Source organism: Bradyrhizobium sp. SZCCHNS1022, from assembly GCF_032484835.1.
Lineage (GTDB): Bacteria > Pseudomonadota > Alphaproteobacteria > Rhizobiales > Xanthobacteraceae > Bradyrhizobium.
On record NZ_JAUETT010000002.1, the window covers coordinates 1 to 15,511 of the forward strand.

The following is a 15,511-nucleotide window of genomic DNA, read 5'->3' on the forward strand; positions in this document are numbered from 1 at the left end:
CGCGCTGCGACAGCTGCCACAACGGCTCCTACACCGGCCAGGGCACCAAGGGCGCGATGGGCACGGCGTCCTATCCGGGTCACGTTGCCACCGGCGGCCAGGACTGCATCACCTGCCACGCCAAGGCAGCCTCGGGCGGCTTCGCCAGCTGGGGCGGCGCCGGCTACAAGCACGCCGCCACCGACACCAATTGCGCGACCTGCCACAACGGCAAGACCGCGCTGGGCATGACGACGCCGCCGCATATCCCGGTGACGGGCGTGCAGTGCTCGAACTGCCATACGAACACCGCGGCGAGCTTTGCCACCTACACGATGAACCATGCGTCGGTGTCGACGGCGCGCTGCGACAGCTGCCACAACGGCTCCTACACCGGCCAGGGCACCAAGGGCGCGATGGGCACGGCATCCTATCCGGGTCACGTTGCGACCGGCGGCCAGGACTGCATCACCTGCCACGCCAAGGCAGCGAGCGGTGGGTTCAGCAGCTGGGGCGGCGCCGGCTTCAAGCATGCGGCGACCGACACCAACTGCGCGACCTGCCACAACGGCAAGACCGCGATGGGCATGACGACGCCACCGCACATCCCGGTGACCGGCGTGCAGTGCTCGAACTGCCACACGAACACCGCGGCGAGCTTCGCCACCTACACGATGAACCATGCGGCGGTGTCGACGGCGCGCTGCGACAGCTGCCACAACGGCTCCTACACCGGCCAGGGCACCAAGGGCGCGATGGGGACGGCGTCCTATCCGGGTCACGTCGCCACCGGCGGCCGGGACTGCGTCAGCTGCCATACCAAGGCAGCGAGCGGCGGCTACACCAGCTGGGCAGGCGCCGCGTTCGCCCATACCGCGGCCGACACCAACTGTTCGTCCTGCCACAACGGCTCGACGGCAAAGGGCATGACGACACCGCCGCACATCCCGGTGACGGGCGTGCAGTGCTCGAACTGCCACAGCAACACCGCGGCGAGCTTCGCCACCTACACCATGAACCATTCGGCTGTTCATGCGACCAGGTGCGACAGCTGTCACAACGGGGCGTATCGGAGCCAGGGGCGAAGGGGCGCGCAAGGACCTGGCCACAGTGCCAAAGCGCAGGATTGCGGCTGCTGTCATCAAGGCGCCGCGGCCAACTTCTCGACCTGGGATGACGATCCGCGGGAATCGGCTGGTGGCTGCTCGACCACGGCGAAGTCGCTCACCCCGGCGAACCCGACGGCCAAGTCGGCGACAGCGGCCACTGCCAATCGGACCATGACCACGGCTCCGGCGAACGCGCCGCAAGCAGCGACTGCGCCGTCCGCGACGACGCCAGCGGCAAAGCCTGCCGCAACGGCTGCGGCGCCAGGCGGGAACGCGGGCATTCTGCTCAGCAACAAGCCGGTCGCGAATGCGGCGAATCCGATGGCATCGGCACCGGCAAACGACAACGTCGGAGCGGGTGGCGCGGCCAAGCCGGATGCGGCGCCGAAAGCCGGAGCCTTGCCGACCTTCTCGACGGCGCCGCAGTCGGCCAATCCTCAGGCTGCTGCTCCGGGATTGGGACAACTCCCCTCGACAGATCCGCGGACAAGGCTGTCGCCTGCGTTCGGCCGGCCAGCAGCGGACCAGTCGGAGACTTCCGCAGGCGGACTCTCGTCGCTGGATCCAACCAAGCAACTCAAGCCTGGCCTCACTGGTTTGGGGACGCCGAGCCTTGGCGCGAGAAAGTTCGATCATCTTACGGCGAGGGGACCATGCGCCTCCTGCCACAACGGAAGAGACGCCACCGGAAAGCCCCAGAACCATATCGCGACCAATGCGCCCTGCGACACTTGCCACAAGAGCACGGCCACGTTCGCCGGCGCGCGGTTCAGCCACACCGGCACGACGGCGGCGTGCAGCTCGTGCCACAACGGCACGATTGCGATGGGCAAGCCGCAGAAGCACGTCGTGACCAATGCGCCCTGCGAGACCTGCCACAAGAGCACCGCAACGTTCGCAGGCGCGCGCTTCGATCACGCCGGTACAACGGGGGCGTGCAGTTCCTGCCACAACGGCACGATCGCGATGGGCAAGCCGCAGAAGCACGTCGTGACCAATGCGCCCTGCGAGACCTGCCATAAGAGCACGACAACGTTCGCCGGCGCGCGGTTCAGCCACACCGGCACGACGGCGGCGTGCAGCTCGTGCCACAACGGCACGATCGCGATGGGCAAGCCGCAGAAGCACGTCGTGACCAACGCGCCGTGCGAGACCTGCCACAAGAGCACGGCCACGTTTGCCGGCGCGCGCTTCGATCACGCCGGTGCGACGGGAGCTTGTAGCTCCTGCCATAACGGTATGACTGCAACCGGCAAGCCGCAGAAGCACGTCGCGACCAATGCGCCTTGCGAGACCTGCCACAAGAGCACGGCCACGTTTGCCGGCGCGCGCTTCAATCACACCGGAGTCACCGCACCATGCGCCAGCTGTCACAACGGGGCGGTCGCAACCGGCAAGCCGCAGAAGCACGTCGTGACCAATGCGCCCTGCGATACCTGTCACAAGAGCACGGCAACGTTCGCCGGAGCTCGTTTCAATCACACCGGAGCCACCGCACCATGCGCAAGCTGCCACAACGGGGTGACCGCGACCGGCAAGCCGCAGAAGCACATTGTGACCAACGCAGCCTGCGACACTTGCCACAAGGGGACGGTCTCGTTCAGCGGCGCACGAATGGATCACGCGACCTTGTCCGCGCCGTGCGCGAGCTGTCACAACGGGACGACCGCAAGCGGAAAAAGCCCGCGGCATTTCGTGACCAACGCACCCTGCGAAAGCTGTCACCGAAGCGTTAGCTGGACCTCTGTCACCTACCAGCACATGTCGGCCAGCTTCCCGAACCATGGCGCTGCGATCAGCTGCGTCGGCTGCCATGCCAGCAATTCACAAGTCGTTCCCTGGAAGTTCGCGGCCTACAAGCCCGACTGCGCCGCCTGTCACGCCGGTGACTTCCATCCGCAACAGCACGCAAAGTATCTCAAGCCCGTACCGATGAACTACACCGCTGCCGAGCTCCGGGATTGCACCGGCGCCTGCCACCTCTATGCCGATCAATCCCAGACGACGATCGTGACGCGGCGACCGAAGGCGCATCGCGTGAACGGAGGCGGATGGTGAGCATGTGCAGCTTCCTCTCGCTCGCCGGCCGTTCGGCGAGCGCCGCCGTGCGGCTATCGTTTGTGCTGTTTGTTGCCGGCGCCTGCCTGTTCGGCTCGAGCGTCCGGCGCGTAAACGCCCAGCCGGTCATCGACCAGTTCGTGTCCTCCGCCGACGTCACGACGATCGGCAATTGCAGCCTGCTGCGGATCAATTTCCATGTCCGCGTCCGCTATACCGGACACTTTCCGCAGGATCGCGGTGACCAGCTGAGCATCAACCTTCAGCTGGTCGATCGCGAAGCGGTTCTGGCGCGGCGTCTGGTCAGGCGCGAGGGTATCAGGATCGAGAGGGCGCAGTCGTCGGGAATCCAGGATGTCTACCTCGCCCTGGATGAAGCCAAGGGCCCGGTCCTGGTCGCCCAGTTTGCGGGCCCGGTTGCCTATCAGGTCGTGCAATCCGGAAGCTTCGAAACGATCGCGGTGGTGATCGCACGGAAGGGGCCCGTCTCGGCCTGCAAGGTGGGGGCGCTGTTCCCAACTGCTCCTGCCCCAGGTGCTCCGGACGTCCGCAACCCCAAGCAGAAGGGCTCTGCCACCGCTCCGACCTCGGTGCGTAAAGAGGGACCTCAGCAAAGCCTTACGGAAGCCGACATCAGACTGATCGAGGGGTCGATGGACGAAGCGCGGGCTGCGGTCCGGAAAGGCAATTTCAGCAGCGCGATCGCCATCCTGCGGCGGGTCTTGAAATATCCGGAGAACAGCGCGAGCGCCGAAGCCCAGGAGTTGCTCGGCGTCGCATTCCAGAAGTCCGGGCAGACCGCTGCGGCACAGGCCGAATACGAAGACTACCTTCGGCGCTACCAGAGCGGGGAGGGCAGCGAGCGCGTCCGGCAACGTCTTGCGGCCATTCTGACTGCGACGAGCAGCGCGCCCGAGCGGCCCCGCGACATGCCGGCGGGCTCGCCCGATACGCTTCCGGTCAAGGCCGCGACGCCCACGGGCGAAACCCGTTGGTCGGTGTCAGGCAGCGCCTCTACGACCTTCATCACCAATGACAGTACGAATGCGGTGAAGGATCTGTCGACCGCTCCCAATCCGAATGCCGATGCGGACGCGCACCGCGTGCACCAGAACACGCTGCTCACCAACATCGACGTGTTCGGGACGGCCGACAATGACCGCGTCAGAACCAAATTCAAGCTGGCCTTCACCCATGAACGGCAGTTCGACACCAGCACCGACAAATACGGCGTCTCGACCGCACAGGTCGACTACACCCTCAAGGAAGCCGACGTGACGCTCCGTGTCGGCCGCCAGTCCCGCAACACGGGCGGCGTGATTGGCCGGTTCGACGGCGCGGTGGTGAGCTGGCAGCAGAGCCCCGCGTTCCGCTTCAACGTGCTGGCAGGTTCGCCAAATTGGAGCCGGTTCGACGCGCCGTTCAAGGACAACAAGTCTCTCTACGGCGCCAGCATCGATTTTGGCAAGATCCTGGGCGGCCTGGAGACGAGCGTCTACCTGATCACCCAATATGATCGGAACGTCATCGACCGCCAGGCAGTCGGAGCTGAATTTCGCTACTTCGACAGCAACAAATCGATCCTCGGCACGATCGATTACGATACCTATTTTCGACAGCTGAATGCGGCGATCTTCTCAGGGACCTATACCCTGGAGGACAAGTCGGTGTTCAATGCCTCGGTGGACTACCGCAAGGTGCCGTATCTGTCGACGTGGAATGCACTTCAGGGCCAGCCGTTCCTGACGCTTTACGACATGATGAAGTTCAACACCGCGGCGGAGATCAAGCAGTTTGCGATCGACCGCACGCCCACCTTCGAGTCGGCGATGATCAGCTACTCCAAGCCGTTGAACGATACGTGGCAGGTCAGCACCGATGCGACGGTCACGAATCTGACGGGAACGCTGCCCTCGGGCGGCGTCGATGGCACGCCGGCAAGCGGGCTGGAATATTACCTCTCCGCACAGTTGACCGGAAACAACATCTTCACGCCCGGAGACCTGTTCATGGGGGCGGTGCGCTATGCGAGCCTGGCGGATTCCAAGATCTATGTGCTCGATCTCAATTCGCGCTATCCGATCACACCCAATCTCTCAGTCAGTCCAAGGGTGCGGCTGGGCTACAGGACGGGGACCCGGACCGACCTGAAGGAATACACGTTCCTTCCATCGTTCCTTGCGACCTATCTCTGGTCCAATGAGATCAGTACGGAGGCGGAGATCGGCTACAGATACGTCGACAGCACGCTTGCCAATATCAAATCGACGACCAAGGACCTGTTCGCGACCGTGACGTTGAGGCGTGACTTCGGCGCGGATGGCGTCACCAAATGTCAGGCTTCGATGGTCAGCTGCGCATGGGCTCGCCCGGCGGCGATGGCCGCCGGCCAGAGCCCTGGGGCGGGTTTGCCGGTCAAGTCGTCGTCATCGCCGTTCGCGTCCTATGCGCTCGAGGCCGGATTGCGCTACTGGTACAGTTCGGGGCAGAACCGATACCGCTATTTTGCCGATCAGACCGGGACCGCGCAGGTATCGCGCCTGGCCTACAGCGGGCTGACCGGGCACACCGGCGAGATGTTCTTCAGGGTGGACGCACTCGATGGTCCGTTCACGAACATGTTTCTGAAGGGCTACGTTGGTGCAGGCAAGATCAGCTCAGGCAGCCTGGTCGACGAGGACTTCGCGCCCTTCGTCAATCCGTCATCCAAGACTTTGAGCAGCGCCAGCGGCCAGCTGCAGTACGCAAATCTCGACGTCGGCTTCAATCTCCTGGAGATGGAGCGATTTCGGCTCGGCGCCTTCGTCGGCTATCACTATTGGACGGAGACTGTCGATGCGCGAGGCTGCACCCAGGTCGGCGCCAATCCGGTGATCTGCGCGCCTGCGCTTGGGCCATCGGTCAAAGTCGTGACCGAGCAGGATCATTGGCACACGGGACGCGCCGGCATTACGGTGGATACGCGGCTGTGGGACCGGTTGAGCTGGCAGGCCGAGGTCGCCTATGCGTGGACCCGCCAGAACGCGGTCGATACGCACTACTTCACCTTTGGACGCGATCCCGCCTCCGGCAGCGGCAGCGGCTTTCAAGTCGAGACGGTGCTGAACTATCAACTGACTGACAGCTTTCGCCTCGGCATCGGCGGGCGCTGGTGGCATCTCAGCACGGATTCCGTGGACTCGTTCAATCAGCTCCTGAGATACACGACCGAGCGCTACGGCGTGTTTGTGCAGGGGTCCTATAAATTCAACTAATATTGGTCCAGATCTGGAGGTCTATGTCATGAACTATCAAGCAAGGGCGATCGGCCTCGGTATTGATTACGACGCCTATTTTGATCGCGCCCTTGGTCAGCTGCATCAGGAGCGCCGCTACCGGGTGTTTGCCGATCTCGAGCGCCTGGCCGGTCGTTTCCCCCATGCGATCTGGCATGCGCCGGAGGGCGAGCGCGACGTCGTGATCTGGTGCTCGAACGATTATCTCGGCATGGGCCAGCATCCCAAGGTCATCGGCGCCATGGTCGATGCGGCGACGCGGATGGGGACCGGCGCCGGCGGCACCCGCAACATCGCCGGCACCAACCATCCGCTGATCGAGCTCGAGCGGGAGCTCGCCGATCTCCACGGCAAGCAGGCCGCGCTGGTCTTCACCTCAGGCTATGTCTCCAACGAGACCGGCATCTCCACCATCGCCAAGCTGCTGCCGAACTGCCTGCTGCTGTCGGATTCGCTGAACCACAATTCCATGATCGAAGGCGTCCGCAAGGCCGGCACCGAGAAGCAGATCTGGCGGCACAACGACACGGCGCATCTGGAGCAGCTCTTGCGCGCCGCCGATCCGGATCGGCCCAAGCTGATCATCTGCGAAAGCCTGTATTCGATGGACGGCGACGTCGCGCCATTGCACCGGATCTGCGACCTCGCCGAGCGTTATGGCGCGCTGACCTATGTCGACGAGGTGCATGCAGTCGGCATGTACGGCCCGCGCGGCGGCGGCATCGCCGAGCGCGACGGTGCCATGGACCGGATCGACATCCTGGAGGGCACGCTGGCCAAGGCCTATGGCTGTCTCGGCGGCTATATCGCAGCCAACGCGAACCTGATCGACGCGGTGCGCTCCTATGCGCCGGGCTTCATCTTCACCACCGCGCTGCCGCCGCCGGTCTGCGCGGCCGCGACCGCCGCGATCCGTCACCTGAAGACCTCGCAATGGGAACGGCAGCGGCATCAGGATCGCGCAGCGCGGCTCAAGGCCGTGCTGCATGCGGCGGGCCTGCCGGTGATGCCGAGCGACACCCACATCGTCCCGGTTCATGTCGGCAATCCCGAAAAGTGCAAGCTGGCCTCCGACCTCTTGCTGTCGGAGCACGGCATCTACATCCAGCCGATCAACTATCCGACCGTGCCGCGCGGGCAGGAGCGGCTGCGCATCACCCCGTCGCCCTATCATGATGACGGCCTGATCGATGCGCTCGCCGAGGCGCTGGTCGATGTCTGGGCGCGTCTTCAGCTACGAAGGTACGAGGATCGAGGCCTTTAGTCGTCGACCCGATTCCCGCGCGACGTCGATCGGCGTTGCGCCGAGGAATCTGACGAAATCGCTCCTTGCGCTGCTGGCAGCGCGGCGCCATCCGGGGGGCGTAGATCCATTTCCTTTTGGGGCGCCGGCATAGAACCGGCGCCCCGCCACAAGCACAAATTTGGATTTCCATTTCATTGATTTCATGGGCGGCGCGGGAGATGACCATGCCATAGTTCTGAATTCCAGGAGAGGCTGAGGTGTCGTTTCGTTCCGTTTTCATGCTCCCAACCTTGCTCGTGGCCTGGTCGGTGGGCGCTTCAGCCGAGACCATCAAGGTCGGCGTGACCCCGGGGCCCCATGCGCAGATCCTGGAAGCCGTAAAGCCGATCGCCGCGAAGAGTGGGCTCGATATCCAGCTGGTCGAGTTCTCGGATTATGTCGTGCCGAATGCAGCGCTTGATGCGGGCGACATCCAGGCCAACTCGTTTCAGAACCAGCCCTATCTCGACAACCAGAAGGCCGATCGCGGCTACAAGATCGAGTCGGTCGGGTTGACCGTCAATTTCCCGATCGGGGTCTATTCCAAGAAGTACAAGACCTGGGCGGACGTGCCGGAGGGCGGCAAGATTTCGATCCCCAACGATCCGACGAATGGCGGGCGGGTGTTGCTGCTGCTGCGCGACAAGGGCGCGATCAAGCTGAAGGATGGCGTCGGCTTCAAGCCGACAGTCCTAGACATTTCCGACAATCCAAAGAAGCTGAAGTTCATCGAAGTGGACGCAGCGCAATCGCCGCGCGCGTTGGACGACGTGGACGCTGCTGCGATCAACACCAACTACGCGACCCAGGCAGGACTTGATCCGGTGAAGGACCCGATCCTGCGGGAGGACCCCAAGGGCCCCTACGTCAATCTGATCGCCGTCCGCGCCGCCGACAAGGACAAGCCCTGGGTCAGGATTCTCGTGGACAGCTACCACGCGCCAGAGGTCAAGGAATTCGTTCTGACGAAGTTCAAGGGCGCGGTACTGCCGAGTTGGTGATCCGATCGAGCCGGTTGCCTGACGCTATCCCTGCAAGCACAGTTTGAAGTCGGCAGAGGCTGCGTGCCTCGTGCTTGCGTGCGTCGATTTGACGGGACGATGATCTGCGCGCAAACTTGCCGGACGGTGGCGAAGCCGGACAAGCCCGACCGGTGGGTTTCAAGCTAAAGGTCTTCATGAACCGTTTTGCAAAACTTAAGAGATTGGGATTCTTCACGCGTCTGCTCGATGATGCGGCACCGGCTGAGCGCTACCGACTGGCAACCGAGCAGATACTGCACGCGGAAAAGGCAGGTCTCGATTCAGCGTGGATTGCGCAACACCATTTCCATGAAGGCGAGGGTGGGCTTCCGTCTCCGTTCGCCTTTCTAGGATTCGTCGCCGCGCGAACCTCACGCATCCGCTTGGGGACGGGCATCGTCACGCTCCCCCTGGAGCATCCGGTGCGCGTGGCGGAGGATGCGGCCGTTCTTGACTTGCTCTCCGGCGGGCGGCTCGAGCTTGGCGTCGGGACCGGCGGAAATCCGTCCGCCTTTGCCTCGTTCGGGCTCGACAGTGCGCAGCGCGCGGAGATCTTTGCCCGCAATCTCGACATTGTCCGCAAGGCACTCGGCGGGACGACGCTCCCGGGCGGCGACATGATCTATCCGCCAGGACCGCAGCTTTGCGATCGGATCTGGCAGGCGACGTTTTCGGTGAGTGGTGGCGCGAGAGCAGGCAGGGCGGGTGACGGCTTGTTGTTGTCGAGGACGCAGCCCCGATCCAAGGACGCGCCACGTGCCTCGCTGGCCGAGATTCAGGACCCGATCATCGACGCCTATCTCGAGGCCCTGCCGCGGGGGTGCCAGCCAAGGATCATGGCCTCGCGCAGCGTCTTTGTGGCGGACGATCGCAAGGAGGCGTTGCGCTTGGCCGATATCGGCCTGCGGCGCGCCCGGGAGCACTTCATCGCCGGTGGCCACGCCCCGCCCGGAGACACGCTGAGCGAGATGATCACCGCGTTCGATGTCCATGTCGGCACGGCCGACGACGTGATCGATTCACTTCGTGCCGACAGTACCCTGCAGCGGGTGACCGATCTGGTGTTTCAGGCGCATTCCATCGACCCGCCTCATCCGTTCATTCTGCGATCCATCGATCTGATGGCGAGCGTGGTGGCGCCGGCCTTGGGTTGGACGAGAGAGGCTGAAGCCGAAGCGCCAGTGGCGAACTGATGGGCACGAGACCCGCGAACGGGACCATCGATCCAGAGCCGAATGAAGAATGAATGGAGTCGCACATGAGCAAGATGAACCGTCGTACCGTGGTCAAGGGATCGCTGGCGGTGGCCGTGGTGGCCGCGACCGGAGCCCGCAATGCCCTGGGGCAGTCATCCGAACCGATCATGCTCGGGGTGAGCGGACCGCTAACCGGGCCGAATGCGCAATATGGTGCGCAATGGAAGCAGGGTTTCGACCTCGCACTGGATGAGATCCACGCGGCCGGCGGCATCAACGGGCGCAAGCTCGCTTACCGGTTCGAGGACAGCCAGAGCGATCCGCGCCAGTCCGTCGCCATCGCGCAGAAGTTTGTGTCGGACCCGAGTATCGTGATGGAGCTCGGCGATTTCTCCAGTCCGGCATCGATGGCGGCCTCGCCGATCTACCAGCGCGGAGGCCTGGTCCAGTTCGGCTTCACGAACTCTCATCCGGATTTCACCAAGGGTGGCGACTTCATGTGGAGCACCTCGGTGAGTCAGGCTGACGAGCAGCCGCTGCTGGCGCGTTACGCGGTGAGCAAGCTTGGGCTCAAGAAGCTCGCCATTCTGCACCTGAACACCGATTGGGGGCGTACCAGCCGCGACTATTTCGCCAGCGCCGCCAAGGAGCTTGGCGCTGAGGTGGCCATCACGGAAGGCTATATTCCCGACGAGCGCGATTTCCGGTCGACGCTGGTGCGCGTTCGCGACGCCAATCCGGATGGCCTCATCCTGATCTCGTATTATTCGGATGGCGCGCTGATCGCACGTCAAGCGCGACAGCTCGGCCTGAAGCAGACGATCTGCGCTGCGAGTTCGGTTTACTCGCCGAAATTTTTGGAACTCGGTGGAGAGGCGGTCGAGAATGTTCATCTTGGCACCAGGTATTTTCCCGAAGATCCGCGGCCGGAGGTGCGCAAGTTCATCTCGGGCTTCAAGGCAAAATACAACGGCCAGGAACCCGATGCGTTCAACGCCTATTCCTACGATGCGATGAATGTGGCGGCGGCCGTGCTGAGAATTGGCGGGACCGATCGCCGCGCCATTCGCGATGCCTTCGCCAAGGTCCACGACGTCTCCACGGTCATCTTCGGACCGGCGACCTTCGATATCCAGACCCGCCGCGTCAAAGGCGCCATGAATGCAGAACTCGTCGTCAAGAAAGGTCAATTCACGCTGTGGGATGGCAAGCCGAGCTGATGTTCACTGGCCGGCTTCAATAGGCGCCGGCGCTTTTGATTAGGAATCACGCGTGTCTTCCTGGCTCGACTACACGATCAATGGGCTGATCGTCGGCAACGTCTACGCACTCATCGCGGTCGGGCTTGCCCTGATCTTCGGCGTCAGCCGCCTGATCAATTTCGCGCAAGGCTCGATCTACCTTGTCGGCGCCTATATCGGCTGGGTCGCGGTGGTCGGGCTGCGCACGCCGCTGCTCCTCACCATCTTTCTGGTCGTGGCAGCCTCCGCGCTGGTCGGATTGATCATCGAGCGCTTCGGACTGCGCCCGCTGCAAAATTCGGCCCGTATCGCGCCGCTCCTGGCTACGATCGGCATCAGCTTCGTGCTCGATCAGCTCGTCATGCTCACCTTCTCGCCCAATCCGCGAGCGCTGCCGAGCCAGCTGCCGGATATCCGTTACCAGATCGGCAACGGAACGATCGGTCCGCTCGACATCTTGATCGCCGGCATTGGCATCACCAGCGCTGCTCTGCTCTTCGTTTTCCTACGCTACAGCAAACTCGGCTGGGCCGTGCGAGCCACAGCGCAGGACCGCGAGGCTGCCATGCAGATGGGGGTTGACGTCAACCGGGTCAATCAGACCGTGTTCGGGATAGCTGCCGCGCTTGGCGGGCTCTCCGGCATGCTGGTCGGCATGTATTACAACCAGATCGATACAGCGATGAGCCTTCAGGCAACGCTCAAGGGCGTCGTCGCGGAGGTGGCCGGCGGGGCGGGCAATGTGCCCGGCGCGGTCGTCGGCGGTCTCCTGCTCGGGCTGGTCGAAAGCTACGGTGTCGCGCTGTTCGGCACCAGTTATCGCAATCTCTTCGCGTTTCTACTGCTGGTCCTGGTCCTCGTGCTGCGGCCGAACGGCCTGTTCGCGAGCTCCAAGCAAACCCCTCCGGAGCCGCTGACCGGCACTTTCGTTGCACCCAGCCGTCCGCTCCGGATTCCGCGCTGGAGCTTGGCGATCGCGGTCGTGGTGTTCGCATCGCTGCCGCTGCTGCCACTCTCGTCCTACGTGCTTCAGGTTCTCACCAATGCCTGGCTGTTCGCCATGCTGGCGCTCAGCCTGACGCTTGTCGCCGGCACGGTGGGGCAGGTTTCCCTGGGCCATGCCGCGCTGCTTGCAATCGGTGCCTACACGTCGGCGCTGCTTTCGCTCGAGCTTTCCGTGCCGGTCGGAATTGCGATCATCTGCGGCGGACTGATGAGCGCTGGGCTCGGCACGGCTCTTATCTCGCCATCTTTCCGATTGCGCGGTCACTACGTCTCGATTGCAACATTGGCGATCGGCGAGATCGTATCCTTGGTCATCCTGAACTGGGAATCGGTCACCCGCGGACCGATCGGCATTTCAGGCATTCCGCCGCTGTCGCTGTTTGGCTACGAACTGGTCAGCCCTGCTGCAGTCTACTGGTTCAGCTTCGCCGTCATGGTTCTGCTGGCGTTGCTGCAGACGAGGCTGCTTGCGTCGCATCTCGGTCGCAGCTTCCGTGCTATCCGCGACGACGACGTGGCCGCGCGCAGCTACGGCCTGGGATTGAACCGTTACAAATCGCTGGCATTCATTTATGGCGGATTCGCTGCCGGCGTGAGCGGAGGCATCGCTGCCCACCTGTACTCCTATATCAATCACGAGACCTTCAACACGCAGCAATCCATCCTGGCGCTCACCATCGTGATCCTGGGAGGATTGGGCAACGTGGTGGGCGCTATCGTCGGATCGGTAGCGCTGGTTGGTCTGCCCGAAGTGTTCCGCGTCGCAGCCGAGTACCGCATCCTGATCTACGGCATCGTCCTGTTGCTGCTGGTGCGATTCAGGCCGCAGGGCCTGCTGGGGACGATCTGATGGCCGCACCCAGCGCAGCGCAGACGAACGCGACCGGCGGTGGCCCGTCAACCCTGCTTTCCTTGCGCGGGCTGACCCGGCGCTTTGGCGGACTCACGGCGGTGGACGGCATCGACCTCGATCTCGCCGAGGGCGAACTCGTGAGCATCATCGGCCCGAACGGTGCCGGCAAGACGACCTTGTTCAATCTCGTCACCGGGCTGGATGCGCCCGGCACAGGTCAGGTGTTTTTCGATGGCCGGGACATCACAGGTCTGTCGCCCGAGAGGCTGGCCGCCGGCGGCATGGCGCGCACATTCCAACTGGGGCGCGTCTTCGGCAATCTCAGCGTGATGGACAATGTCCTGATCGGTGCCCATACGCGGCTCCGCGCCGTCAGGCCGCCGGCGATCCTGGCCGCGCCGTTGCTCGAGCTCGGCTTGGCGCTGCTGCGGCCGGGCAGCGTGAAGCTTGAGGAGGAGCGGCTGCGCGAGGAGGTGAGGGGGATTCTTGCCCGGTTCGGCGAGCGTCTCCTGCCACGGATCGACCAGCCAGCTTACAGCCTGTCCTACGCCAATCGCCGGCGGGTCGAGATCGCACGTGCGCTCGCGCTCCGGCCGCGGCTGCTGCTGCTCGACGAGCCGACCGCGGGGATGAACCCGACCGAGACCAGCGAGATGCAGGAGCTGATCGCCGAACTGAAGGCGGAGGGTCTGACGATCCTTCTGATCGAGCACAAGCTCGACATGGTGATGCGCCTGTCCGACCGTGTCGTCGTCATGGACGAGGGCAAGAAGATCGCCGAGGGGACCGGCGAGGAGGTGCGTAACGATCCCAAGGTGATCGAGGCATATCTCGGTCATGGCCTGTCGCAACCCGCGGACGACGAAGAGACGGTGGCATGAACCCACCATCCTGCTCCGATCCGCTGCTGCGACTGTCTGCGATCAATACCTTCTATGGCCAGGCGCAGGTGCATTTCGACCTCTCGATCGAGGTGCCGCGCAGTCATATCGTGTGCCTGCTTGGCGGCAATGCCAGCGGGAAGTCGACCACGATGAAGATCATTCTCGGCCTGGTGCGGCCGCGCTCGGGCGAGTTTGAGTTCGACGGAACCTCGATGCTCGGTTTGACGACGCCGCAGATCGTGCGCCGCGGTATCGCGTCCGTGCCGGAGGCGCGCCGGCTGTTCGCGGACATGAGTGTTCGCGAGAACATCCTGATGGGCGCATTCGTGCGCACGGACGGTGCGGAGGTCGGGCGTGACCTGGATCGCATGCTGACGCTATTTCCAAAGCTCGGAGAGCGGCTGTCGCAACGGGCCGGCTCGCTGTCCGGTGGCGAGCAGCAGATGGTCGCCATGGCCCGTGCGCTGATGAGCCGCCCCCGATTGATCGTCATGGACGAGCCCACCATGGGGCTGTCACCGCTCTATGTCGATCGTGTGCTGGAGCTGATCCGGACGATCAACCAGGAGGGCGTCTCGATCTTCATGGTCGAGCAGAACGCAAGCCTTGCTCTCGAAATCGCCCATGAGGCCTATGTTCTGCAAACCGGCAGGATCGTCCTGTCCGGTCCGGCGCGCGAGCTCAGGCAAGACCCGCGCGTGCGCGACGCTTATCTCGGCGGTGCCACCTCTGAATGAGAGGGAGCGGCGGCCTGCGGGCGAGCGCACCTGCCACCCCGGTCGGCCAGGTGGGTCAAACCCAGCCGCCGTCGACGATGTAGTTCTGGTTGGTGCAGGCGCCGCTGTCGTCCGCAGCAAAGAAGAGGACGACGCGGGCGATGTCATCCGGCACGAGCTTGCGCTTGAGGCATTGGCGCTGCATGATTTCGGCCTCACCCTCAGGCGTTAACCAGAGATCCTGCTGCCGCTGGGTCATGATCCATCCGGGCAGGATGGAATTGACGCGCACGTTGTTCGGCCCAAGGTCGCGGGCGAGCGCACGGGTCAGGCCTTGAATCGCTGATTTGGCGGTGGTGTAGCAGGGCATGTTGCCTTGGCCGATCACCCAGCTCACCGAGCCGATGTTGACGATCGAGCCGCCGCCTGCCTGGGTCATGTCCGGCGCGATCGCCTGGGCGGCAAAGAACTGGTGTTTGAGATTCACTGCGATCCGCTCGTCCCAATATTCGGGCGTGACCTCCTCGATGGTGTGACGGTCGTCGCGAGCCGCGTTGTTGACCAGGATGGTGATCGGCCCCAGCGCCTCGCGGACGCCGGCGACCGCGCGCCGCAGGGCGGCGATATCGCGCAGGTCGGCGGGCTCGAAATGCACCTTGGCATCGGCTGGCAGGTCGGCCAGCAGCTGATTTGAGGCTTTCACATCGATGTCGATGAAGCCGACCCGCGAGCCTTGGCCGACGAATTGCCGAACGATGGCCTCGCCGATGCCGGAACCGCCGCCGGTCACCAGTACGGTCCGGTCCTTGAGACTTGGATAGATAGCGCCCAGCATTGGCGTCCTCTCGATGTGGCGCCTGAAGGGCGTCGGTTGCACGGCTGCAGCTC

General features: G+C 63.8%; 9 protein-coding genes and 1 pseudogene. 9 read left to right on the forward strand and 1 reads right to left on the reverse strand.

The genetic code is table 11. The features are described 5' to 3' along the window. From QX071_RS13460 to QX071_RS13500, 9 genes and pseudogenes are all read left to right on the forward strand, one after another. Nucleotides 1-3,146: pseudogene (locus QX071_RS13460) on the forward strand (hypothetical protein); the annotation flags it as partial. A gap of 2 nt (nt 3,147-3,148) precedes the next feature. After that, nucleotides 3,149-6,400, forward strand: coding sequence for a tetratricopeptide repeat protein (locus tag QX071_RS13465; RefSeq protein WP_315703203.1), 3,252 nt, complete (start codon nt 3,149-3,151; stop codon nt 6,398-6,400). A gap of 28 nt (nt 6,401-6,428) precedes the next feature. Continuing rightward, nucleotides 6,429-7,685 (forward strand): 5-aminolevulinate synthase, encoded by a 1,257-nt coding sequence (hemA, locus tag QX071_RS13470; RefSeq protein WP_409977706.1) that lies wholly within the window; start codon nt 6,429-6,431, stop codon nt 7,683-7,685. Nucleotides 7,686-7,945: 260 nt separating this feature from the next. Then, the gene (locus tag QX071_RS13475) at nt 7,946-8,707 is read left to right on the forward strand and encodes a MetQ/NlpA family ABC transporter substrate-binding protein (protein ID WP_315704249.1); all 762 of its coding nucleotides are present in this window, start codon (nt 7,946-7,948) and stop codon (nt 8,705-8,707) included. Nucleotides 8,708-8,883: 176 nt separating this feature from the next. After that, complete coding sequence (locus QX071_RS13480) at nt 8,884-9,921, forward strand: putative FMN-dependent luciferase-like monooxygenase (protein WP_315704250.1); 1,038 nt, start codon at nt 8,884-8,886, stop codon at nt 9,919-9,921. Between the two features lie 65 nt (nt 9,922-9,986). Further along, nucleotides 9,987-11,144, forward strand: a complete 1,158-nt coding sequence (locus QX071_RS13485) for an ABC transporter substrate-binding protein (protein WP_315703204.1) — start codon at nt 9,987-9,989, stop codon at nt 11,142-11,144. A 52-nt stretch (nt 11,145-11,196) separates the two neighbouring features. Next, nucleotides 11,197-13,020 (forward strand): ABC transporter permease, encoded by a 1,824-nt coding sequence (locus QX071_RS13490; protein WP_315703205.1) that lies wholly within the window; start codon nt 11,197-11,199, stop codon nt 13,018-13,020. Further along, complete coding sequence (locus QX071_RS13495) at nt 13,020-13,904, forward strand: ABC transporter ATP-binding protein (protein WP_315703206.1); 885 nt, start codon at nt 13,020-13,022, stop codon at nt 13,902-13,904. Before QX071_RS13490 ends, QX071_RS13495 begins: the two co-directional genes overlap by 1 nt. Beyond that, complete coding sequence (locus tag QX071_RS13500; RefSeq protein ID WP_315703207.1) at nt 13,901-14,644, forward strand: ABC transporter ATP-binding protein; 744 nt, start codon at nt 13,901-13,903, stop codon at nt 14,642-14,644. Before QX071_RS13495 ends, QX071_RS13500 begins: the two co-directional genes overlap by 4 nt. Nucleotides 14,645-14,699: 55 nt before the next feature. Here QX071_RS13500 and QX071_RS13505 read toward each other — a convergent pair whose 3' ends face one another. Then, a complete protein-coding gene (locus tag QX071_RS13505; protein WP_315703208.1) occupies nt 14,700-15,458 on the reverse strand; it encodes an SDR family oxidoreductase in 759 nt (252 codons plus the stop codon). Nucleotides 15,459-15,511 lie beyond the last annotated feature (53 nt).